The 23,281-nt window shown below is 57.6% G+C and carries 21 protein-coding genes; 14 read left to right on the forward strand and 7 right to left on the reverse strand.

Features of this window, described 5'->3' with window-relative positions; all coding sequences use genetic code 11:
* Positions 1–92: 92 nt before the first annotated feature.
* A complete protein-coding gene (locus ALB80_RS04365) occupies positions 93–542 on the reverse strand; it encodes an isoprenylcysteine carboxylmethyltransferase family protein (RefSeq protein ID WP_050602803.1) in 450 nt (149 codons plus the stop codon).
* Between the two features lie 172 nt (positions 543–714).
* Here ALB80_RS04365 and kynU point away from each other — a divergent pair, with 172 nt between their 5' ends.
* The gene (kynU, locus tag ALB80_RS04370; RefSeq protein ID WP_050602804.1) at positions 715–1,908 is read left to right on the forward strand and encodes a kynureninase; all 1,194 of its coding nucleotides are present in this window, start codon (positions 715–717) and stop codon (positions 1,906–1,908) included.
* On the opposite strand, the gene ALB80_RS04375 is transcribed toward kynU, so the two are convergent.
* Positions 1,901–2,479, reverse strand: coding sequence for a TetR/AcrR family transcriptional regulator (locus ALB80_RS04375; protein ID WP_050602805.1), 579 nt, complete (start codon positions 2,477–2,479; stop codon positions 1,901–1,903). The genes kynU and ALB80_RS04375 overlap by 8 nt on opposite strands.
* 99 nt (positions 2,480–2,578) lie before the next feature.
* Here ALB80_RS04375 and ALB80_RS04380 point away from each other — a divergent pair, with 99 nt between their 5' ends.
* Both ALB80_RS04380 and ALB80_RS04385 read left to right on the forward strand, forming a co-directional pair.
* On the forward strand, positions 2,579–3,043 hold the full coding sequence (locus tag ALB80_RS04380; RefSeq protein WP_050602806.1) for a (2Fe-2S)-binding protein: 465 nt from the start codon (positions 2,579–2,581) through the stop codon (positions 3,041–3,043).
* A gap of 3 nt (positions 3,044–3,046) precedes the next feature.
* Positions 3,047–5,287 carry a xanthine dehydrogenase family protein molybdopterin-binding subunit gene (locus ALB80_RS04385; RefSeq protein ID WP_050602807.1) on the forward strand — a complete coding sequence of 747 codons (2,241 nt, stop codon included), beginning with the start codon at positions 3,047–3,049 and terminating at the stop codon, positions 5,285–5,287.
* Between the two features lie 47 nt (positions 5,288–5,334).
* Here ALB80_RS04385 and ALB80_RS04390 read toward each other — a convergent pair whose 3' ends face one another.
* The 3 genes from ALB80_RS04390 to ALB80_RS04400 form a co-directional block, all read right to left on the reverse strand.
* Entirely contained in the window at positions 5,335–6,114 is a 780-nt protein-coding gene (locus tag ALB80_RS04390) for a gamma-glutamyl-gamma-aminobutyrate hydrolase family protein (protein ID WP_050602808.1), read from the reverse strand.
* A 220-nt stretch (positions 6,115–6,334) separates the two neighbouring features.
* The gene (locus ALB80_RS04395) at positions 6,335–6,760 is read right to left on the reverse strand and encodes a heme-binding protein (protein ID WP_050602809.1); all 426 of its coding nucleotides are present in this window, start codon (positions 6,758–6,760) and stop codon (positions 6,335–6,337) included.
* Between the two features lie 75 nt (positions 6,761–6,835).
* The gene (locus tag ALB80_RS04400) at positions 6,836–8,971 is read right to left on the reverse strand and encodes a malate synthase G (protein WP_050602810.1); all 2,136 of its coding nucleotides are present in this window, start codon (positions 8,969–8,971) and stop codon (positions 6,836–6,838) included.
* Positions 8,972–9,179: 208 nt separating this feature from the next.
* Here ALB80_RS04400 and pepN point away from each other — a divergent pair, with 208 nt between their 5' ends.
* From pepN to cysK, 7 genes are all read left to right on the forward strand, one after another.
* Positions 9,180–11,732 carry an aminopeptidase N gene (gene pepN, locus ALB80_RS04405; RefSeq protein WP_050602811.1) on the forward strand — a complete coding sequence of 851 codons (2,553 nt, stop codon included), beginning with the start codon at positions 9,180–9,182 and terminating at the stop codon, positions 11,730–11,732.
* Complete coding sequence (locus ALB80_RS04410; protein ID WP_050602812.1) at positions 11,729–12,157, forward strand: hypothetical protein; 429 nt, start codon at positions 11,729–11,731, stop codon at positions 12,155–12,157. The genes pepN and ALB80_RS04410 overlap by 4 nt, the downstream gene beginning before the upstream one ends.
* Positions 12,158–12,286: 129 nt before the next feature.
* The gene (locus ALB80_RS04415; protein ID WP_050602813.1) at positions 12,287–13,546 is read left to right on the forward strand and encodes a hypothetical protein; all 1,260 of its coding nucleotides are present in this window, start codon (positions 12,287–12,289) and stop codon (positions 13,544–13,546) included.
* Positions 13,547–13,627: 81 nt separating this feature from the next.
* A complete protein-coding gene (gatB, locus tag ALB80_RS04420; RefSeq protein WP_050602814.1) occupies positions 13,628–15,139 on the forward strand; it encodes an Asp-tRNA(Asn)/Glu-tRNA(Gln) amidotransferase subunit GatB in 1,512 nt (503 codons plus the stop codon).
* Between the two features lie 147 nt (positions 15,140–15,286).
* Positions 15,287–16,543 (forward strand): peptidase T, encoded by a 1,257-nt coding sequence (pepT, locus tag ALB80_RS04425; RefSeq protein WP_050602815.1) that lies wholly within the window; start codon positions 15,287–15,289, stop codon positions 16,541–16,543.
* 80 nt (positions 16,544–16,623) lie between these two features.
* Positions 16,624–17,043 (forward strand): DUF4177 domain-containing protein, encoded by a 420-nt coding sequence (locus ALB80_RS04430; protein WP_050602816.1) that lies wholly within the window; start codon positions 16,624–16,626, stop codon positions 17,041–17,043.
* A gap of 330 nt (positions 17,044–17,373) precedes the next feature.
* Entirely contained in the window at positions 17,374–18,450 is a 1,077-nt protein-coding gene (gene cysK / locus ALB80_RS04435; RefSeq protein WP_050602817.1) for a cysteine synthase A, read from the forward strand.
* A 12-nt stretch (positions 18,451–18,462) separates the two neighbouring features.
* Here cysK and ALB80_RS04440 read toward each other — a convergent pair whose 3' ends face one another.
* A complete protein-coding gene (locus ALB80_RS04440) occupies positions 18,463–18,717 on the reverse strand; it encodes a BolA family transcriptional regulator (protein WP_050602818.1) in 255 nt (84 codons plus the stop codon).
* A gap of 107 nt (positions 18,718–18,824) precedes the next feature.
* Between ALB80_RS04440 and ALB80_RS04445 the strand changes: the two genes are divergently transcribed.
* Entirely contained in the window at positions 18,825–19,451 is a 627-nt protein-coding gene (locus tag ALB80_RS04445; protein ID WP_050602819.1) for a J domain-containing protein, read from the forward strand.
* Positions 19,452–19,588: 137 nt separating this feature from the next.
* A complete protein-coding gene (locus tag ALB80_RS04450) occupies positions 19,589–20,137 on the forward strand; it encodes a hypothetical protein (protein ID WP_050602820.1) in 549 nt (182 codons plus the stop codon).
* Positions 20,138–20,291: 154 nt separating this feature from the next.
* On the opposite strand, the gene ALB80_RS04455 is transcribed toward ALB80_RS04450, so the two are convergent.
* Positions 20,292–21,179, reverse strand: a complete 888-nt coding sequence (locus ALB80_RS04455; protein ID WP_050602821.1) for a Hint domain-containing protein — start codon at positions 21,177–21,179, stop codon at positions 20,292–20,294.
* Between the two features lie 328 nt (positions 21,180–21,507).
* On the opposite strand from ALB80_RS04455, the gene ALB80_RS04460 reads away from it, so the two are divergent.
* Together ALB80_RS04460 and cobS are read left to right on the forward strand one after the other, a co-directional pair.
* Positions 21,508–22,137 carry an isoprenylcysteine carboxylmethyltransferase family protein gene (locus ALB80_RS04460; RefSeq protein WP_253276813.1) on the forward strand — a complete coding sequence of 210 codons (630 nt, stop codon included), beginning with the start codon at positions 21,508–21,510 and terminating at the stop codon, positions 22,135–22,137.
* 149 nt (positions 22,138–22,286) lie between these two features.
* The gene (gene cobS / locus ALB80_RS04465; RefSeq protein ID WP_050602823.1) at positions 22,287–23,273 is read left to right on the forward strand and encodes a cobaltochelatase subunit CobS; all 987 of its coding nucleotides are present in this window, start codon (positions 22,287–22,289) and stop codon (positions 23,271–23,273) included.
* Positions 23,274–23,281: the final 8 nt, after the last annotated feature.

A 23,281-nucleotide genomic window follows, 5' to 3' on the forward strand; every position in this document is an offset into this window, starting at 1 on the left:
GGTCGGTATTCTTTGTTAAGCAAAGATGTATCCTGCGCAATATTATTTCGCAAGTGCAGCATTTTTTATGTGAAATCATAAAGAGCATCACCCTAGATCCATCGCCGGGTCTTGCGCTCATAGCGGGCAAAGTCAGCCCGGAATGTTCGGCGCAGGCGGTTTTCTTCCGGCAGGATGAACCGGCGTTCCAGCACCCAGACAAAGACCGGTACAAGAACCAAAGACAACACGGCGTCAAACCGCAGCACAAGACCGGCCAAAATCAGAACGTCACCCACATAGATCGGATTTCGGCTCCGCTTGTAGATGCCCGACTGGACCATCGACGATGGTGTTTCATGGGGAATTACGGTTGTCTGGTGACGGCGGAATTCGACCACGGCCAGAACTGCCATCAAGATCCCGCCGCCGATCAGCGCGCCGCTGAGCAGGTCGGTAAAACCACTTTCAAGGGACAAGCCGAACGACAGGTACTTTGCCTGCATCCAGGCCGCCACAGCAAAGGCGATCAACCAAACTGGCGGTACATCTATCCAGCGCATGTTATGCCCTCATAAGTGGCGACAAGACCGGGGCCACGTCGCTTCTGGGCCATGTCCTACCGCTTTTGACCCAAAATGGCAAAAGACCAGTATGTCGCATCGATAGACACGCATGTGAGGATGGGCTACCTCAGAAGCAAGCACATGAAATTTCACAAATAAGCGAGCCTTCATGACCGACTTTGCAGCAACCAAAGCCATGTTCGACCTGCCCGAGGGTGTGATCTATCTGGACGGCAACTCATTGGGCCCTCTGCCCAAATCCGCGACCTCGCGGGTGCAGGAGATGCTGACAAACGAATGGGGTCAGATGTTGATCACCGGTTGGAACAAGGCCGGGTGGATGGGTCTGCCCACCGGGCTGGGTGACCGCATCGGCCGCCTTATCGGTGCCGAACAAGGCAGCGTCGTCACGGGCGACACCTTGTCGATCAAGGTCTATCAGGCCGTGGCCGCCGCGCTCGAGCTCAACCCGACCCGCAAGGTTGTCCTGTCAGATAACGGCAACTTCCCGTCGGACCTGTATATGGCGGATGGTCTGCTGCGCTCGCTGGGCGAAGACTATGAATTGCGCGTTGTAGACCCCGAAGACGTTGCCGATGCGATCACAGAAGAGGTCGCGGTTTTGATGCTGACCGAGGTGGATTACCGCTCGGGTCGAATGCATGACATGAAGGCGCTGACCGAACTGGCCCATGCCAACGGGGTGGTGACGGTCTGGGATCTGGCCCATTCCGCCGGGGCAATTCCAGTCGAACTTGCAGGATGCAATGTCGATTTCGCTGTGGGCTGCACGTATAAGTACCTCAACGGCGGCCCCGGCGCGCCAGCGTTTATCTATGTCGCACCGCGACTGGCTGGTACGGTGCGACCGGCTTTGTCTGGCTGGCTGGGTCACGAATCCCCCTTTGCTTTTGACCTGGACTATCGCCCCGGCAACGGGATTGAGCGGATGCGCGTGGGCACGCCCCCCGTGATCCAGATGACGGCCTTGTCTGCGGCCATGGATATCTGGGACATGGCAGAGATGGCGGATGTTCGCGCGAAGTCTATTGACCTGACTGAGCTGTTCATCAGTCGCGTCGAGGCATCCTGCCCCGACTTGCAATTGGCCAGTCCCAGAACGCCAGAGGACCGCGGCAGCCAGGTTTCATTCCGCTTCAAAGAAGGATATGCCGCGATGCAGGCCCTGATCGCCCGGGGTATGATTGGCGATTTCCGCGCGCCTGACATTATGCGCTTTGGCTTTACACCGCTCTATATCGACGAGGGCGACGTGATCCAAGCGACGGAAATTCTGGCCGATGTGATGCAGAACAAACTGTGGGACGCGCCGGAATACAAAGTCCGCCAGCGCGTTACCTGACTTCAAGCCCGGCGCCGAAAAGGGCAGCAACCTGTGCCACTTGTTGTTCATAGATCTCGGCCCCGGCGCCGATCAGCTTTAACCCTTTGAGCGTGGCCGTAATCGTTCGGCCCGTCTCTGACGCGTCGGCCCGCAAATGCACACGGCCCGCCTTTTCCTCTTGCGTCAGCCAATCCGTGTAAAGCCCGGCCAGTTTAGCCTCGCCCGCCGCGATGATTTCAGAAGACAAGGACTTGGTGTTGTCCAGCATCTCAAGCCCGTGAGGTGAGGCCAGAATTCTAGCCATCCCGTCAGTCTGCGCCTGAACCGCTCGGGTCAATACCTCGGGCACCGAACCCTTTGTCGCCAGCGCCTGCGCCACCGCGACGCTTTTTTCGGCATAGTATAACTCGGTCAGTTTGCTGACGATCGCCTCTTTGTTCTTGTAGTGCAGATAGACCGCAGGTCGCGACATCCCCGCCCCACGCGCGATATCGTCCATCGAGGTCTTTCGGTACCCATAAGTGGAAAAGGCTTGAAACGCCGAATTCAGGATCGCCTTTTGCCGTGTATCGTCACTTGAATCTTTCATATCAAAAGCACTGACATTTATTGTCTAAATTGTCAATTGACATCCTGACACTTTAAACCCATTATGTCAGGAATAAGCCAAAGCAACAAGAGGTGCGCCATGGCGACGGCCCTGAAGATCAACGGAAAGCAACATCAGGTGGACCTGCCTGATGACGTCCCCCTGCTCTGGGTTCTGCGGGATGAGGTCGGTTTGACCGGCACCAAATTCGGCTGCGGCGTTGCCGCTTGCGGGGCATGCACTGTTCATATCGACGGCGAGGCCGTACGTTCTTGTCAGGTGGCGTTGTCGGATGTCTGGGGTGACGTAACCACAATCGAAGGCATCGGCTCGCCAGACTCGCTGGCCGCGATTCAACAGGCCTGGGTCGATCATCAGGTGGCGCAATGCGGTTACTGCCAGTCCGGACAGATCATGCAGGCCGCAGCTTTGCTGGCTGAAAACCCGTCACCAACCAATGCCGATATTGATGACGCAATGCAGGGCAACCTTTGCCGCTGTGGCACCTACCCCCGACTTCGTGCAGCAATTCACGACGCTGCCGGCAAGCTGAAGGAGGTATAAGTCATGGGTAAAGTTGGAAAAATCCTCCGTCGCACGTTTCTGATTGGCTCTGCCGCGATTGTCGGCGGTGTGGCCTTTGGCGCCTATTACGTCACCCGCCCTGCCGCCAATCCGCTGCAACCCGGCGAAGGTGAAGCGGCACTGAACCCTTTTGTGCTGATTGACCAGAACGGTGTTACCCTGTTCGCCCCGCGCGCTGAAATGGGTCAGGGCGTGAAAACCACTTGGGCCGCTCTGATTGCCGAAGAACTCGACGTCGATCTGGACCAGATCACCGTTCTGCATGGTCCGGCGGCAGCGGCTTATTACAACTCTGCCCTGGTGGGTGAGGGGCTGCCCAACAAAGGGTATGACATCTCGAACTTCCAGCACAATCTGGGTGAGGCATTGGGTGTTCTGGGTAAGGTGCTCAGCCTGCAGGTCACTGGCGGTTCGACGTCTATGAAAGACGGGTTCGAGCGGATGCGACACGCCGGTGCTTCGGCCCGCGAAACTCTGAAACGCGCGGCCGCAGACCGTCTGGGCGTTGACCCTTCGGATCTGCAAACGGCCTCGGGCCACGTCATTGCCCCTAACGGCGACAAGATCGCCTATTCCGATCTGGCCGTCGAAGCAGCCGGATTGGAACCGGTGGACGTGCATTTGCGCGATCCGTCCGAATGGCGCTATCTGGGCCGGACCCAACCGCGTCTGGACATGACGGGCAAGGTGACCGGCACGGCCGAATTCGGCGTCGATGTTCGCCTGCCGGGCATGAAATTTGCCAGCGTGCGCATGAATCCCAAACTGGGCGGCGTGATGAATGGCTTTGATGACAGTGCTGCCCAATCCATGCCGGGGGTCGAGAAGATTGTCGATCTGGGCACAGGTGTCGCTGTGATCGCAAACAACACTTGGCTGGCAAACCAGGCAGTTGAGGCCATCGATGTTGATTGGGGCGATGCGCCCTATCCGCCAGAAACCGACGGCATCTTTGCCAAGATTGCCGAGGCGTTCGACGACGCCCCGAACTCGACCATGCGCGACGATGGCGATGTCAGCATGACCCCCGAGGGCGCTACCGAAATCACCGCCGAATACCAAGTGCCCTATCTCGCCCACGCCACGATGGAGCCTATGAACGCCACCGCGGTTTATACCGGAAACACCGTGGAGCTGTGGTGCGGCAACCAGGCCCCGACCCTGATCCAGTTCCGTGTTGCAAACACCGCCAATCTGGACACCGAGGCAGTGCAAATTCACACCACCTATCTTGGTGGCGGATTTGGCCGTCGGGGTGAGCTGGACTTTGGTGAGATCGCCACCAAGGTCGCCATGGCAATGCCCGGCACGCCGGTTCAAACGACCTGGAGCCGCGAAGAAGACATGCGTCATGACTATTACCGCCCCGGTGCCATCGCCCGGATGCGCGGCGCGGTTCAGGACGGCAAAGCCGTGCTGATTGACGGCAAGCTGGCGGCGCAGTCCTGCACGCAGCAGGCGGTCGAGCGCTACTCCGGTTTCCCCGGCGGTGGCCCCGACAAAGTATTGGTCGAAGGGTTCTTCAACCAACCCTACGCCGTGCCAAACTACCGCATGAGTGGTCATATCGCTGATCTGGCCGTTCCGGTGGGCTTTTGGCGCTCGGTCGGTAACAGCCACAATGGTTTCTTCCATGAGACCTTCATGGATGAAATGGCCCACGCCGCAGGACGCGACCCACTGGATTTCCGGCTTGAGCTGATGAAGACCGAACATGCCCCTTCCGCCGGATGCCTTGAAGCCGTGAAGCAGATGTCGGGCTGGACTGGCAAAACACCTGAAGGCGTTGGCCGGGGCGTCGCCGTCACCTACAGCTTTGGCACACCCGTGGCGCAAGTGATCGAAGTGGTCGACGAAGACGGAACCATCCGCATCAATAAGGCATGGATCGCCTGTGACATGGGGCTGGCGCTGGATCCTGACAACGTCAAGGCCCAGATGTTCGGCGGCATGATGTATGGCTTGTCCGCAGCGTGCTATGGCGAGATCACCTTTTCAGATGGTGAAGCTGAACAGTTCAACTTCCCCGACTATGACGCCCTTCGCATGCATACTGCCCCCCAGGTCGAGGTGCGCGTTCTCGAGACCAACCGCCACATGGGTGGCGCAGGTGAGCCAGGCACGCCCCCCTCGATGCCAGCGCTCGGAAATGCCCTGTTTGATCTGACAGGAGAACGTGCTCGCAGCCTTCCACTGATCAATCAGTTCAACCTGCTGGTTTGATCGCAAAACGCCGGTCCGTCCTCCCCTCGGCGGGCCAGCGTAAAAAACTACGCGGTTTTCTGGAACACCTGCGCGCCCGCCCCCCTGGACCAGGCTTGGACCGCAGCACCAAACGCCTCGAACAAGGGGCGTGACACCGGGTCATTGATCGCATCCCATTCAGGGTGCCACTGAACGGACAGTGTAAAGCCAGGCGCATCTTTGATATATATCGCCTCGGGCGTGCCGTCGGGCGCGTGACCGTCGATAACGACACGTTCACCAATGGTCTTGATGCCCTGCCCGTGCAGCGTGTTGGTCATGACCTCGGTTGCGCCAAACAGGTCATGGAACACACCGCCTTCATCCAGTTTCACCACATGGCGCAGCGCAAACTTCTCTTCCAGCGTGCCTTCAGGCGGCATCCGGTGGTTCATTCGCCCTGGAAGATCCCGGATTTCAGGATAAAGCGTTCCACCCATCGCCACGTTGACCTCTTGAAACCCTCGGCAGATGCCCAGGAACGGTTGGCCACGCTCAACACAGGCCCGAACCAGCGGCAGTGTGATGGCGTCGCGCGCCCGGTCGAAATCTCCATGCGCTTCGGTTTCGGGCTCGCCGTACTCCTCAGGATGTACATTGGGGCGTCCGCCGGTCAGCAGAAAGCCGTCGCAGACCTTCAGCAGCTCATCGACCGTCACATATCGGGGATCAGCAGGGATCAGCAGCGGCAGGCATCCCGACACATTGGCCACCGCATCCGAGTTCATCGTCCCACCCGCATGTGTCGGGTATTGGTCATTCATGAGATACGAGTTGCCGATGATACCGACGACGGGACGAGACATTCTGCTTTCCTTATTGTTCCAGTGATTAACATGGAAGCTACCGGCAGCCTCTCAGACGTGCAAGAATACACGCCCTGCGTGACAGCGCAGGGGCGTGTTCAGGTGCGCACAACTCAGTTCCGAAATTTTCCCAAAATAGGGGAGGATTTCCCCCCATAAGCCAAAAGGTTGGGAAATTATCCCAATTCCCGACGATCTTCAGGATGAAATACTCGGAGAATTAGACCTCACCAATCAGACCTGCCGTCTCAATGCCCGCCATTGCAGCAATTGCATCATTGTCCGAGGTGTCCCCTGTCACGCCGACAGCCCCGATAACAGCGCCTTTCCGGTCACGCAGCAGAACACCGCCCGGAACCGGCACAACCTGCCCGCCATAAACGCCATTCACTGCGGCCATGAAATAGGCCTGCGCCTCGGCGCGCTGCATCTGCGCGGTCCCCGCCATGCCCAACATGACCGAACCATAGGCTTTGCCGTGCGCAATCGCGAAACGGCCCGGGGCGGCATCGTCTTCACGCTCGAACGCGATGACATGACCGCCCGCATCCAGAACCACGGCAGACAGAGGCTTCAGCTCCATCTCGCGCCCTTTTTCCAGCGCCTTACGAATGATGGTGCGCGCCTTGCGCAAAGAAATAGCCATCCTTAATTCCTTTCATCTGTCCAAGGTAATATTGGGATACGATAAGGGATACCCTCTCGCTCCCTCCAGTTCCGTTTAAGCCTGACTTGCTTTCAACTCCAGACGACGGGCGTGCAAAACAGGCTCAGTATAGCCCGAGGGCTGAACCCGCCCTTTGAACACCAGATCACAGGCCGCCTGAAAGGCAATGCCATCAAATCCCGGCGCCATAGGCGTATAGCTGGGGTCGTTTCCGTTCTGGCGATCCACGACGGCCGCCATTTTCTGCATCGCTGCCATCACTTGCGCCTCGTCCACGACGCCATGATGCAGCCAGTTTGCCAACGCCTGAGATGAAATCCGGCAGGTGGCGCGATCTTCCATAAGTCCGACATCGTTAATGTCCGGCACCTTGGAACAGCCGACGCCCTGATCGACCCAGCGCACTACATATCCTAGAATGCCCTGTGCGTTATTCTCAAGCTCGCGAGTGATCTCATTTTCACTCAAATTGCGTCCACCCAACAGTGGAATGGTCAACAGATCAACCAGAGTACCGCGCGCGCCTACGGCAGCAAGCTCATCCTGTCGGGCCAGCACATCAACCTTGTGGTAATGCGTTGCATGCAGGGTCGCGGCGGTCGGCGACGGTACCCAGGCGCAGGTCGCGCCAGACATCGGGTGCCCGATCTTGGCCTCCAGCATGTCGCCCATGCGATCCGGCATTGCCCACATGCCTTTACCGATCTGCGCCTTACCTTTCAGGCCGCAGGCCAGACCGATATCGACATTGCGGTCCTCGTAAGACGCGATCCAAGGCGTATTCTTGATGTCGCCCTTAGGCAGCATTGGACCGGCTTCCATCGAGGTATGGATCTCATCGCCGGTCCGGTCCAAAAACCCGGTGTTGATGAAGGCCACGCGTGACTTAGCCGCCCGAATACACTCCTTGAGATTGGCAGACGTGCGCCGCTCTTCATCCATGATACCCAGCTTTACGGTGTTGCGGGGCAAACCAAGAATGTCTTCCACCATGTCGAATATCTCGACCGAGAACGCAACTTCCTCGGGCCCGTGCATCTTGGGCTTGACCACATAGACCGAACCTTCGACCGAGTTGCCGCCTTCGCGCTTTAGATCGTGCATGGCGATCAGCGTGGTGCAGAGCGCATCCATCAGCCCTTCGCCAATCTCGCGCCCTTCGGCGTCCAGCACAGCCGGGTTGCTCATCAGGTGACCTACATTGCGCACCAGCATCAGCGAACGGCCTTTCAGCGTGGCCTGCCCACCCGACGGAGTGGTGAAGCTCAGGTCGTCAGCAAGTTTACGGGTGAACGTGGCACCGCCTTTAGTAACCTCTCCGGTCAGGTCGCCCTTCATCAGGCCCAGCCAATTTCCGTAGGCGACAACTTTGTCAGCGGCATCGACACAAGCCACCGAATCCTCGCAATCCATGATCGTCGACAGCGCCGATTCCAACCGGACGTCTGCGATACCGGCGGGATCGGTTGCGCCAATATTGCTGGACGCATCGATGATGATCTGGATGTGCAGGCCATTGTTTTTCAACAGCACAAAATCCGGCTTGTCAGCCGAACCACCAAACCCTGCAAATTGTGCAGGATTGCCCAGCGCCGGGACCAACCCTCCATCTTTCACCGTCAGGTTGGACACGTCCGTCCAGGACCCGGATGCCAGTGGTACAGCCTCATCCAAAAAGGCCTTGGCCCATTCGATCACGCGAGCCCCACGCGCCGTGTCATAGCCACCGCCCGTTGGCAGATCCCCCATTGCGTCGGTCCCATAGAGCGCGTCATACAGGCTGCCCCAGCGCGCGTTGGCTGCGTTCAATGCAAAGCGCGCGTTTGTGATCGGCACCACAAGTTGCGGTCCAGGGGTCAGCGCGATCTCGGGGTCAACATTGGTTGTTTCGACCTCAAAGCTGTCCCCTTCCTGGACCAGATAGCCGATCTCTTTCAGGAAAGTCTGATACTCGGCGGGATCAATCGCCTGCCCCTTGCGGGCCATATGCCAACCGTCGATACGGCTTTGAATTTCGGACCGCTTCGCCAGAAGGTCACGGTTCTTTGGCCCAAGCTCGTTCACCAGCCGCGCCAAACCTGTCCAGAACTGCTGCGGCGACACTCCTGTTCCCGGCAGCGCCTGCGTCTCGATAAACTCTGCCAAAATCGGATCGATCTGCAGCCCGTTCAGGGTGTGTCTGTCCGTCATATTCCTGCTCTCCCGCGATTGTGTGCCACTGTATGCTTTGGTGCATTTAGGCCGAAAGTTTCCTATAGGCAACTTGTTCGCTTGATTTGCTGCATTTGGTCTGCCCTTGAGGTTGCTTCAAATCAGCAAAGGAATGGCGCAGGCCAGTTGCAGCCCCTGACCGAAGCCCCTAACGTCGCGCCAAACCCGTACGGATACGAGGCCACAAATGCGCGACGCTGCCCCCACAACAATTTACCTGAAAGACTACACGCCGTTTGGCTATCTGGTGGACAACGTGCACCTGACATTTGACCTTGCAGACCACGCCACCCGTGTCACATCGCGCATCGCATTTCGCCCAAACCCCGATGCCACAGACCGGACGTTCTTTCTGCACGGGGAAGATCTGACGCTGATCCGCGCCTCGGTCAATGGCGCAGAGATCACGCCGGACGTGACCGACAAGGGCCTGACCGCCGCCGTGCCAGATGCGCCGTTCATCTGGGAGGCCGAGGTCGAGATAGACCCCGGCAACAACACCGCATTGGAAGGGCTGTACATGTCCAACGGCATGTACTGCACCCAGTGCGAGGCGGAAGGCTTCCGCAAGATCACCTACTACCCCGATCGCCCGGACGTGATGTCCACCTTCACCGTGCGCATCAACGGCGACCTTCCCGTACTTCTGTCCAACGGCAACCCGTCGGGCAAGGGCGAAGGCTGGGCCGAATGGACCGACCCGTGGCCCAAACCGGCCTATCTATTTGCTCTGGTTGCAGGTGACCTGATCGCCCATCCCGGCAAATTCACCACCAAGTCGGGCCGCGATGTCGAGTTGAACCTGTGGGTCCGTCCCGGTGATGAGGGCAAATGCGCCTTCGGAATGGAAGCCCTGAAAAAGTCGATGAAATGGGACGAGGACGTCTATGGCCGCGAATACGATCTGGACGTGTTCAACATTGTCGCTGTGGACGATTTCAACATGGGCGCAATGGAGAACAAAGGGTTGAACATCTTCAACTCGTCAGCTGTTCTGGCCAGCCCCGAGACCTCGACCGACGCGAATTTCGAACGCATCGAAGCGATCATCGCGCACGAGTATTTCCACAATTGGACCGGCAACCGCATCACCTGCCGCGACTGGTTTCAGCTGTGTCTGAAAGAAGGGCTGACGGTTTTCCGCGATGCTCAGTTCACATCCGACATGCGCTCGGCCCCGGTGAAACGCATCCATGACGCCATCGACCTGCGCGCACGACAATTCCCCGAAGACAACGGCCCTCTGTCGCACCCGGTGCGGCCCGAGAGTTTTCAAGAGATCAACAATTTCTACACCGCGACGGTCTATGAGAAAGGCGCCGAGGTGATCGGGATGCTGAAACGGCTGGTTGGCGATGAAGCCTATACCAAAGCGCTGGACCTGTACTTTGACCGCCATGATGGTCAGGCCTGCACCATCGAGGACTGGATCAAGGTCTTCGAAGACACCACGGGCCGCGATCTGACTCAATTCAAACGCTGGTACAGCCAATCTGGAACGCCGCGCATCACGGTTTCAGAAGACTGGACAGACGACACCTATACTCTGACGTTGAAGCAGCAAACCGAGCCAACGCCGGGGCAGAATGAAAAGCAGCCTCAGGTGATCCCGGTTGCCGTGGGCCTGCTGGGGCCCAATGGTAATGAGGTCCGTCCAACCGAAGTGTTGCAACTGACCCAAGCTGAGCAGAGCTTTCAGTTCACCGGACTGACTGCAAAACCCACGCCCTCGATCCTGCGCGATTTTTCAGCGCCGGTGATCCTTGAGCATGACGTCAGCAACGCCGAGCGTGCTTTTCTGTTGGCCCATGACACCGATCCCTTCAACCGCTGGCAGGCCGGGCGGTCGTTGGCGCAAAGTGCATTGCTGCGGATGATCCTGAATGAGGCCGCGCCGGATGCCGATTACCTTGACGGGTTGCTGGCTGTGCTGCGCGATGGCGAACTGGATCCGGCCTATCGGGCCTTGATGCTGGGATTGCCGACGCAGTCCGAACTGGCAGCGACCCTGCATGAGCGCGGCCACACCCCCGACCCGATGATGATCTGGACCTCAGTTGAGACACTGCGGCAGGCCACCGCCCAGCACGTACAGGACCTGTTGCCCCGGCTGCACAGCGAAGCCTTGGTGGATGGCCCCTATGCGCCAGATGCCGCGCAATCCGGCAAACGCGCGCTTGGCAGCGCAGCACTGGCGCTGACCACCCGACTGGATGGCGGGGCAATGGCGGCTGGGGCGTATGCCAAAGCAGATAACATGACTCTGCAACTGACCGCTCTGTCCTGCCTGCTGCGCGCGCGAAAGGGAGAAGCCGAGTTGACCGCGTTCTATGATCAGTGGCAACATGACCGCCTTGTTATGGACAAATGGTTTGGCCTTCAGGTGGCAATGGCTGCACCCGAGGCGACCGCCGACGTGGCAAGCGCTCTGACACAGCACTCCGATTTCAATTGGAAGAACCCGAACCGTTTCCGTGCCGTTATGGGTGCGCTGGCGATGAACCACGCCGGGTTCCATCAGCCTGACGGAGCCGGCTATGCCCTGCTGGCTGATTGGCTGATCCGGCTGGATCCGTTGAACCCGCAAACCACAGCGCGCATGTGTTCGGCTTTTCAAACGTGGAAAAGGTATGATGCCGATCGTCAGGACATGATGCGTGCGCAGCTTTCCCGTATTGCGGAAACCCAAAACCTGTCGCGTGATACCAGTGAAATGGTGTCGCGTATCCTTGGCGCATGACAGAGTACACCTTCGCCCGCCAGAACCGGAACACGCGGACACTGGTCATTCTGGCCAGCGTCTATGCCGGTTTGATGGCTCTGGTCGTGTTGTTTGATGCCGCATGGTGGATCGTGTGGTTACTGGCTTTGGTCACCCTGCCCGCGGTTTGGGATGTGGTTCAGAACACGCGCGCAGGCGTTCAGATGGATCAGAACGCCATACGCTGGTTTACTGGCAAGCGTCAGGGCGAAGTCATGCTGCGGGATATCGATTTCTTCCGTTTTGACACCCGCTGGGACTTTTCCGTGCGCGTCTCAATCTTTTTACAATCCGGCAAGCGAATCCGTCTACCTGATGAGTCGCTTCCCCCGCACCACGATCTGGAATCCATTCTGACGGAAGCCGGGTTCCGTATAGAGCGCCATCATTTCACTGTTTTCTGAAACACTGAACCTCTGATCGGGGAATTGGACACCAAAACCGAAATCTGTTAAGTATTTATCTTGATCTGAGCTCGATATCTCGCCAGATTTAACAAACGTTCAGTGTTTTTACAGTTTTTGAGTTTCGCCATGTTTCGGTCTTTCAGGGCATTGTTTGCCCCATCCTCAACCACCCCAACAGCCGCCGCACCAGATGTGTGCGCGACACAATCCGCGTTGGCTGCCGCTTTGCCCGAGCAAGGGCAGCTCAACATTCCGGTTGCGCAAACGGGTGGTGATAACCTGATCGGCCATTCCACAATCGAACATGGGCGTTACCTGGCCAGACAGGATCGTTGGGAAGACCTGTCACAGGAGATGCGCGCCGCTGATCAGGATCGTGCCGCCGTATCGGATGGGATGCCAATTGCCGATCTTCTGGCGTTTGGGGCCAGATCAGATGTGGTTCTGGCTGCGGAACATGCACTAACGGATGGCAAGGCCATTTCGGATTACGACCTGCTGGGAGGCATATCTGAGCTTGAAGGCGAGATGTCGGACAATCCGGATGATCCCATGATTGCTGCCGTAGTGGCCCTTGCCCATATCGATCTGGCCTGGGCGTGGCGCGGAACGGCCTCGGACGCGGCGCTGCCACCGTTGCACCGGTCGCGCTGCGCGGCCCATTTTGACCGGGCTGCGTCGATCTTGCCGAAATGCCGTACAGACGCCCCGGACAGCCCGTTGATTGCTGCGGCAAGCTGCGCGCTTTTGGCCGGTCAACGCCGATCCAACGCGCGTGTGTCCGACGAATACGAGCGCCTGATCACGCTGGATCCACGCAACCAACGGCACATGCGCGCCATGGGAAGCCATCTGTTGCCCCGGTGGTTCGGAAGCTACGAAGAGCTGGAATTGCAAGCGCTGCGCACTGCGGCCCGGACCCAAGACGTATGGGGCGCGGGCGGCTACACCTGGGTTCAGTTCGATGCCATCGCGTTGGATGAAGAAGCCTGCGCGCGCGTTGATGTCGAATATTTCCTGGACGGTTTGCGCGACATCGTGCGGCTGCAACCCGATCAGCAAAGGATCAATATGATGTCGGCCTATTGCGCGATCACCATCCAGAACGGCCAGAGCCAGAACGAACAAGCCGATCAGTTCCGCGCGCAAATGCGCGAGACGGCAAACTGGCTGATCCGCGACCACCTGACCGAATTACATCCTCTGATCTGGGCCCACGCGACCGCAGGGTTCAACAACTCGGTGCGCATCAATTCGCCCGAGCGGTTTGCGGCGCGTGGTCAGCGGGATGCGTTGCGGGCCATCTCGGATCTGTTCCGGGATGAACTGCGCAGTGGTATGGATGTGACGTTCACACCATCGGGCCTGCAGTTTTCCCAGAACTAAAAGCGTCAGGATTCCCCCTTGCCCCTAGTCCCTGCCGGGCCTAATACGCAGGCTTAGACTTCTGCGGAAATGAGGCGCGCCATGCTCGATCTGACATACGAAATGCCCAAACCCAAGACCATTGCCGGGGCCAAGCACGACTGGGAACTGGTAATCGGGATGGAGGTGCACGCTCAGGTCTCATCCAATGCCAAACTGTTTTCCGGCGCGTCCACCCAATTCGGCGCTGAACCGAACTCGAACGTAGCCTTTGTGGACGCGGCGATGCCGGGGATGCTGCCAGTGATCAACGAATACTGCGTGGAACAGGCTGTGCGCACCGGGCTGGGCCTGAAAGCGGAAATCAACCTGAAATCTGCGTTCGATCGCAAGAACTATTTCTACCCCGACCTGCCGCAGGGGTATCAGATCTCCCAGCTGTATCATCCGATTGTGGGTGAAGGTGAAGTACTGGTTGAGATGGGTGACGGCACCGCACGTATGGTCCGAATTGAACGTATCCATATGGAGCAGGATGCCGGCAAGTCGATCCACGACATGGACCCGCATATGTCCTTCGTGGACCTGAACCGAACCGGTGTCTGCCTGATGGAAATCGTGTCGCGCCCCGACATCCGGGGCCCGGAAGAAGCAGCCGCTTATATCGTCAAGCTGCGCCAGATCCTGCGCTATCTGGGCACCTGTGACGGCAACATGCAGAACGGCAACCTGCGGGCGGACGTCAACGTCTCGATCTGCTTGCCCGGCGCCTATGAAAAATATCAGGAAACGCAGGATTTCTCGCATCTCGGCACCCGCTGCGAAATCAAGAACATGAACTCGATGCGCTTTATCCAGCAAGCGATCGAGGTCGAAGCCCGCCGACAGATCGCCATCGTCGAAGGTGGTGGCAAGGTCGATCAGGAAACCCGCCTGTATGACCCGGACAAGGGCGAGACCCGCTCGATGCGGTCCAAGGAAGAAGCGCATGACTATCGCTATTTCCCTGACCCGGACCTGTTGCCGCTGGAGATCGAGCAGGCATGGGTCGACGACATCGCCGCCAAACTGCCCGAATTGCCCGACGAGAAAAAGGCGCGCTTTATTCGTGAATTCGGCCTGACCGACTATGACGCATCGGTTCTAACCGCCGAGGTCGAAGCCGCCGCATATTTCGAAGAGGTCGCCAAGGGTCGCAACGGCAAGCTGGCCGCGAACTGGGTGATCAACGAGTTGTTCGGCCGGTTAAAGAAAGAAGATCACGACATCACCGACTCGCCGGTTTCGCCTGTGCAGTTGGGTGGGATTATCGATTTGATTTCGTCGGATGCCATCTCGGGCAAAATCGCGAAAGACCTGTTCGAGATCGTCTATACCGAAGGTGGCGATCCAGCACAGATCGTTGAAGAACGCGGCATGAAACAGGTGACCGATACCGGCGCCATTGAGGCTGCTTTGGACGAGATCATCGCCGCCAACCCGGCGCAGGTTGAGAAGGCCAAAGTGAACCCGAAACTGGCGGGCTGGTTTGTCGGTCAGGTCATGAAAGCGACCGGAGGCAAAGCGAACCCAAAGGCTGTGAACGAACTGGTCAGCAAAAAGCTGGGGTCGTAAAACTATCGATTTGTGCAGGTCTGGCCTCATTAAGTGTCGGATTTGTACAAACGGGTTTCTCACGAAATCTTAAGACTTGGGGTCAAGCCAACGGCTTGACTTCCCGCTGTTCGCGTTCTTTTTTCGCCCCAAGAGAGGCGAGGTATTATGCAGAACAGATTTGATCAGGAACTCGAAGACCGGCTGATGCGTTATGCGGCCATTGACAGTCAGAGTGACGAGACATCCCCCACAACCCCAAGCACGCAGATCCAGTTCGACATGCTGAACCTTTTGCGCGATGAACTGACCCAGATCGGCGCGCAAGATGTCGAGATTACAGGTGACAGCGTGGTGGTTGCGACCATTCCCGGAACCGCTCCGGGGCCGACGGTGGGCTTTCTGGCCCATGTCGATACGGCTCCCCAGTTCAACGCAACCGGCGTCAAACCGCGGGTGATCAAGGGATATAACGGCGGCGATATCTCATTCCCTGACGATCCCGAACTGGTTTTGTCACCGGAAGAAAACCCTTATCTGGCCGAGAAGATTGGCCATGACCTGATTACCGCTTCGGGCACGACCCTGTTGGGTGCAGACGACAAGGCGGGCGTGTCAATCCTGATGACCATGGCGCGGCACCTGATCGAATACCCGGATATTTCGCACGGACCGGTCCGCATTGCCTTTACACCAGATGAAGAAATCGGGCGCGGTGTAACCGAACAGCTGCCCAAGGATCTGGGCGCGGATTTCGCCTATACTCTGGATGGCCAGGAAGTGGGTGAGATCGAGTATGAAAGCTTCTCGGCTGACCGCGCGGTGATCAGGATCGAAGGTGTTTCGATCCATCCCGGACTGGCCAAGGAAAAGATGGTGAACGCGGCACATTTGGCGGCAAAGATCGTGCAGACGTTGCCGCAGGCCACCATGACGCCTGAAACCACCGACGGGCGCGACGGGTTTATCCATGTCACCGACATGAATGGCGGCTCGTCCGCGATGGAAATCAAGCTGATCCTGCGTGATTTCGAAATGGAGGCCCTCGAGGCGCAGCGCAACATCGTACGTCAGGTCTGCGCCGCCGTGCAGGCCACCGAACCACGCGCGACCATCACCTGCGACATCAGCCATCAGTATCGCAACATGCGCTATTGGCTGGAAAATGACATGACGCCGGTGGATCTGGCCCGCGATGCCTGCCGCGAGTTGGGGATTGAGCCGCTGTCTGTCCCGATCCGAGGCGGCACCGACGGGTCGCGCCTGACCGAGTTCGGCACCCCCTGCCCCAACATCTTCACCGGGATGCAGTGCATTCACGGACCGATGGAGTGGATTTCGGTGCAGGACATGGCACTGGCGACCGAGCTGTGCCTGTCGGTTGTGACCAAGGCGGCACAGGCGGACGGGAATAGTCAGGGCTGAAAACCGCCAGTTGGGCAACGGCTCTTTCACCCGGGGATCAGCGTGTTAAGTTGGCGCGAACAGGTGTTTAGGAACAGTTGATGCAGCGCTACGAATACAAAGTTATCCCCGCCCCGCAAAAAGGCGTTAAAGCAAAGGGCGTTAAAACGGCTGAGGGCCGCTTTGCGGTTTCGGTCGAGCAGGTTCTGAACCAGATGGGTCAGGACGGCTGGGAATATCAGCGCGCCGAGTTGCTACCCAGCGAAGAGCGCACGGGCCTGACCGCGTCGACCACGAACTGGCGTAACGTTCTGGTGTTCCGCCGCGTCGTGGCCGAAGAAATAGATGCTGCGGAGGTCGGCGGGGCGCCTGAGATGGATGACACCCCTCTGGCCCAACCGATTCCGGGCCCCGATGAAGTGCAGGCCCCTCAACCAATTGCGGCCGAGGCGGATGAACCGCCCTTGTCATTGAAACGGTCCGATGAAGCACCCGAGGCCGACGACACCGCAAAAACCTGACATTTTATGGAAGGGTTTAGGATCTGCTCCACCACACCTGGCCCTGCCATTCCAAAAAAATAATAGATATTAGATAGATACCAACCGTTTCTGCCACTGTACGCCTGCCGACATCAGGTAATTTTTGCTGTTCCGGCGTGTGTTTCTATGTATGCCGGCCACGCATACCCGAAACCGGCACATCCCCGTGCATGTGCTCGCACCACACAGCACAGCAGTACCAAATGGCTAACTGTGATTAGAGCGAACACAGTACTCACGATCGGAAAAAAGGAATTTCACCCAAGAATTCTGTGGCATGTTAACCGAACAACCTGGAGGGACATCAAAATGGCTATTCGACAGACGCAAGGGCGGGAACGCCTGTATGACAGCATCCTGGAAACGGTGGGTGACACGCCGTGCATCCGGGTCAACCGGATCGCGCCGGTTCATGTGACTGTTTACGTGAAGTTCGAAGCCTTCAACCCGGCCGGTTCAGTCAAGGACAGGCTGGCGCTGAATATTATCGAAGCGGCGGAACGCGACGGGCGATTGAAGCCCGGTCAGACCGTTGTCGAAGCGACCTCGGGCAATACCGGAATCGGCCTTGCCATGGTTTGCGCCGCCAAGGGCTATCCGCTGGTAGTGACGATGGCTGAAAGCTTTTCGGTCGAACGGCGCAAGCTGATGCGTTTTCTGGGCGCACAGGTGGTTCTGACCCCCAAAGCGCAGAAAGGGTTTGGCATGTACACCAAAGCCAAGGAACTGGCCGAGGAAAACGGGTGGTTCCTTGCCAGTCAGTTCGAGACCTCTGCCAATGCCGATATTCATGAAAACACGACGGCGCGAGAAATCCTTGCCGATTTCGAGGGGGAACGGCTGGATTATTGGGTGACGGGCTACGGCACCGGCGGCACCGTTTCCGGTGTTTCCCGTGTGTTGCGGCAAGAACGACCCGACACGAAGATCATCCTGACCGAACCGGCCAACGCCGCGATCGTGTCATCCGGGTACGTTAACACTCGAAACGGCGATCATCAGCCCACCGAAAGCCACCCCAACTTCGAACCGCACCCGATTCAGGGATGGACGCCCGACTTTATTCCTTGGGTTCTGCAGGAAGCCATCGACAATTCCTATTACGATGAACTGATCCCTGTTTCCGGACCTGAGGGAATCGAATGGTCGCGTCGCCTTGCCTCGGAGGAAGGCATTTTCACTGGTATCTCTGGCGGATCAACATTTGCCGTGGCGATGAATCTGGCAGAAACCGCGCCAGAAGGGTCTGTCGTACTGGTCATGCTGCCGGATACCGGTGAGCGTTATCTTTCGACCCCCTTGTTCGATGGAATCGAAGAGGTCATGACGAAAGAAGAATATGCAATCTCGGCCTCGACACCTTCCGCGCAGATGAGCGCCGACTGACGTCAGAAGGGCTCAGACGCCGATATCCAACGCCAGCGCATGGATTCGAGGTACGATGTCGCCCAACGCCTTGTGCACGGCACGGTGGCGGGCGACGCGAGATTGGCCCTCGAACACAGCGGCACGGATGCGGACGTTAAAGTGGCTTTCACCACCGTCCTGATAGCCCGCGTGGCCGCGATGGCTTTCGCTGTCATCAATCACCTCAAGCTCGCGCGGGTCAAAGGCGGCTTGCAGGCGGGTTCGGATTTCGTCGGTCACGCTCATTTTTTCGCTCAGCGGCAAAAATTTTACCGCTCCCCTCTTCTACTTTTGGCTGCTTAGACTAAACTGCTGCCTCCGAGTCGAAAAGATGCGTTCGTAAGGATTAGAGCATGGCGAAGTCAGACCCCTTCGGATTCGATATGTCCGTTTCCAGCGCCAAGAAGAAGAATCCGCGCGGGCGCCGGGGCATGTCGGGCGCGTCCGAAACCTCGGTACGCATTTGTGATCACCCGGGATGTGAAGAGCCTGGCAAGTTTCGCGCGCCCAAAGCGCCGGATGTGCTGGACGACTTCTTCTGGTTCTGCCAGCAGCATGTGCGCGAATATAACCAGAAATGGAACTTCTTCGACGGCACCACCGAGGCCGAACTGAACGCGCAGCGGTCGAAAGACAAAGTGTGGGAGCGTGAGACCAAGCCGATGGGCGACCCCGAGGCCCGCGCCTGGGCCCGTCTGGGGATCGAAGACCCGCATCAGGTGCTGGGCGCCAACAGCACCCAGAACAAAGGCCGTACCGGTGGCGGTGGCGGACGTCGCTTGCCGCCCACCGAGCGTCGTGCGATTGAAATTCTCGAAGCCAATGACAGCTGGACCAAGGCCGAGGTGCGCAAGGCATACAAGAAGCTGATCAAAGTGCTTCACCCGGACATGAACGGTGGAGACCGCAGCCAGGAAGAACAGCTGCAGGAAGTCGTCTGGGCTTGGGACCAGATCAAGGACAGCCGGAACTTCAAATAAATCCACGATCCGACAGCTGTTGCCTTGTGTGTACACAGCCTGGACCGATTACAATCAAGCCCGCTGGAAACCTTGTTCAAATCCCGCAATAGTGGTGGAGTTTGAACACGGGTTTCAACGGAGCAGCCGCTGTGCGTATGCCATACCTCCTCTTGCTTTTTTCGCTGGGCGTTTATTTCGCGGCCCCGTTTCTTCCACTTGAATTCGCGTTCACCCGTGCTCTGAGCCTCTTGTTTATCGTCATCAGTCTGCTCTGGGGGCTGCGCGCGTGGCTCAGGTGGCGCAAGGCGAACACATGGATCATCGTGGACGGGTCCAACGTGATCCATTGGAAAGAGGGCCAGCCGGATCTGGGCACATTGCGGCTGGTGCTGTCGGCGCTGAAGACCGCCGGGTTCAAACCGGGCGTCGTGTTCGATGCAAATGTCGGCTACAAGCTCGAGGGCGAATACATGAACGACCGGGCGCTGAGCCGCGCTTTGGGCCTGCGTGCCAGGCAGGTCATGATCGCCCCCAAGGGCACGCCAGCGGATCCTTTGATTTTGCAGGCATCGCGGGACAGCAAGGCATGCATTGTCACAAATGATCGGTTCAAGGATTGGGTGGACGAGTTTCCGGATGTTTTGAAAGCGGACCGCCTTGTGAAAGGTGGCTTTCGCAACAATGAGCTTTGGTTTTCGCTATGACCATGAAATTGTTGATTCAAAGCCGAAAGACACAAAGCCCATGTGAACTGCTCGGATGCAGAATCTAGCGGCCAGTCTGAGGAAGAGTTGCGACCCGATTTTGTTTGGCCGAAGGATCAGTTCAAGGTCAGGCAGAATTTCAACTAGACAGGCTTTATTCCGGATACGTACTTCGCAATGCAATTGCTTCCCGGCGCTTCAAGCAAACTAAGCGAGTTTGTGTCGGCATTTCGGAGTTTCCAAGCAACTCCGGGAATAGCGCGCGCAGCTCTTTAACGTCTTCACGGTGAAAGGACTTCAGCGCTGTATCGCCCAGAAACAAGCTTTCACTGCGCAGCCCTTGTGAGTGCAGTATCGCGTGTCGTGGACAGGCAATGTGGTAATAGGTGACGTCCTCACCAGTGTTTACCTGCTGAATTGTTCCGTCATTCACGAGATGGATTGCCGCAACAAAGACCTTTTCCTGGCCGAACAGCAACTCAGCACGCCAGCCTTCCAGCATGATACGATGTTGTGGCGAAACGAATAAGTTTTGGTTGGGTTGACCCTTGCAAATCGCGTCGCGCCGAATGCGAACAGGTCTGAACCTCGGTTGCAGATGCAATGTTTGCGCACTCAGCACTTTTTTCCCGATCCACAAAACCGGCAGTGTTTTTCCACCGGACACGCAAACTCTGTCACCGATCGCCAAGCTTTCAACCGGACGGGGACCGGTTTCGGTTTCGATCAGGGTTCCGGCAACAAAACAGGGCGGATTGTTCGGATCAAGATCTCCGGTTGTGATTTGCCAGTTTCCGGTTGTCATAGGTCCGGTGGGGTTATTGGTGTCCCAGGCATAGATGCCAGTACCGACCTGAATGAACTCACCAGATTCCCCGGTACCTTTGTAGTTACCTTGTCCAAGGTATGTATAGGGTACGAACGGACCACCGTTGATCGAAATTGTTTGACCCGAGACAATGGCTGGTTCGGTCCTGTTTTGTACGATCAAGTCGCCTTGCCCGCTTGTGTTGACCGTATGAAGCAGGACGTCAAACGACATTCGTTGCGCCCACTGAATTGAGTGAACTTAAAGTGATCTCGTAGCGCTCTAGGATCCGCAGCAAGTTAGACGAACAAAGCAACATCAACCTCAAAACCTCGTACAAATTTTAAAAACCCACATCTCAGATGTTAGTTTATTCCGACCTTGCGCTGTTTCAACAAGATATTTGGATAATTGCATTTGTTCGAAGCAAACAAGACCGTACCCGACTTTTTATTCCCGCTCCTGCAAAGGCCGCATAGATTGATCGAAGGGCTTACTCACTCTGTTACAAAACGTTGCTACGGCCTGTGCCATAGGTGGTGACCCGCGCCCATATCTGAATGTGACCTGCGCCAATGGAATTCGATATGGAATTCTGATCTACCACGTTCATGCGATTGTTCTTATGTTTGCGTGTGGCTCGGCCCAGTTGTTGGGCGGATACTTTTCCCTCAACCTGCGTCTGCTGCGGCTTGGCCTGTGGCCCAGTGCCAAGGGGTGGCGGCATCACACAGCGTTCGGCCTGTTCCGGCTGTTTTGCGGCGCCACAGTTGTCTTCGCGCTGTTCGAAGTCTGCGTGAATGGTTGGGGTCATTGGGTGCGTTATGCGTTAGGCGTTCCGATCATGGTCCTGTCTTTTGGCGTCACACTTTGGGGCTATCGCTTTCTGGGGCTCGACAACACCTATTACGAAAGCGACGGGCTGGTCACCGGCGACATGTACGCCTATTCACGCAACCCGCAATATGTGACCTCGGCGCTGGCCACGGTTGGGTTAGGCGTTGCAAGCGGGACATGGATCACGCTGGCGCTGGCGGTAGCGCCGTTTGTGATCTATTTTCTGTTTGTTCTGAACGAAGAGCGCTGGCTGTTGCAGGGCTATGGCCGTGCGTTTCAGGACTACATGCAGTCGCCCCCCCGATTTGTTGATGAACGCAGTCTGATGCGGGTGCGCGATGCCATTTTAGATTGACCATTCCCGCGCGCCGATAGGGCCAGTTTAAAAGAAAAACCTGCTCACCTTTTGACGCACGCCGCTTTCCCTTGCCCTTGCCCGCAATATGTTGCACCACACACGGGTTCAAACCCGGCAAGGCGGGTCAAGGTATAAGGACAAGGCGAATGGCTGACGGATCGAACGACGTAAACGCAAAACCCACCGAAGACATCTCGGTCCGCGACGTATTCGGCTTTGATACGGAAATGAAAGTCAAAGGCTTTGCCGAGGCCACAGACCGCGTTCCGGTCGTCGACCCGACCTACAAGTTTGACCCTGAAACAACACTGGCCATTCTTGCAGGTTTTTCGCACAACCGTCGCGTAATGATCCAAGGCTATCACGGCACCGGCAAATCGACCCATATCGAACAGGTTGCGGCGCGACTGAACTGGCCTGCCGTTCGTGTAAACCTGGACAGCCACATCAGCCGGATCGACCTGATCGGTAAAGACGCGATCAAGTTGCGTGACGGCAAGCAGGTCACTGAGTTCCACGAAGGCATCCTGCCCTGGGCGCTGCGCAACCCCGTCGCCATCGTGTTCGACGAATACGATGCGGGTCGCGCGGACGTGATGTTCGTGATCCAGCGAGTGCTGGAGCATGACGGCAAGCTGACCCTGCTGGACCAGAACGAGATCATCACCCCGAACCCTAATTTCCGTCTGTTCGCCACCGCCAACACCGTAGGTCTCGGCGACACTACGGGACTCTATCACGGTACCCAACAGATCAACCAGGCCCAGATGGACCGCTGGTCGCTGGTTTCGACACTGAACTATCTGAGCCATGACGCCGAAACGATGATCGTGCTGTCGAAAGCCCCGCACTACAACACCGCCGAGGGCCGTAAGACCGTCAGCCAGATGGTCACCGTCGCCGACCTGACCCGGACGGCCTTCATGAACGGTGATCTATCCACCGTCATGAGCCCGCGGACCGTGATCAACTGGGCCCAGAACGCCGAGATTTTCCGCGACGTTGGCTATGCTTTCCGCCTGTCCTTCCTGAACAAATGTGACGAACTGGAGCGCCAGACCGTGGCCGAGTTCTATCAGCGTTGTTTTGACGAGGAATTGCCCGAGAGCGCGGCGAGCGTGAGCCTGGGATAAACCGCTGA

The sequence above is a fragment of the Ruegeria sp. 6PALISEP08 genome, assembly GCF_001238295.1.
Classification (GTDB): Bacteria; Pseudomonadota; Alphaproteobacteria; order Rhodobacterales; family Rhodobacteraceae; genus Ruegeria.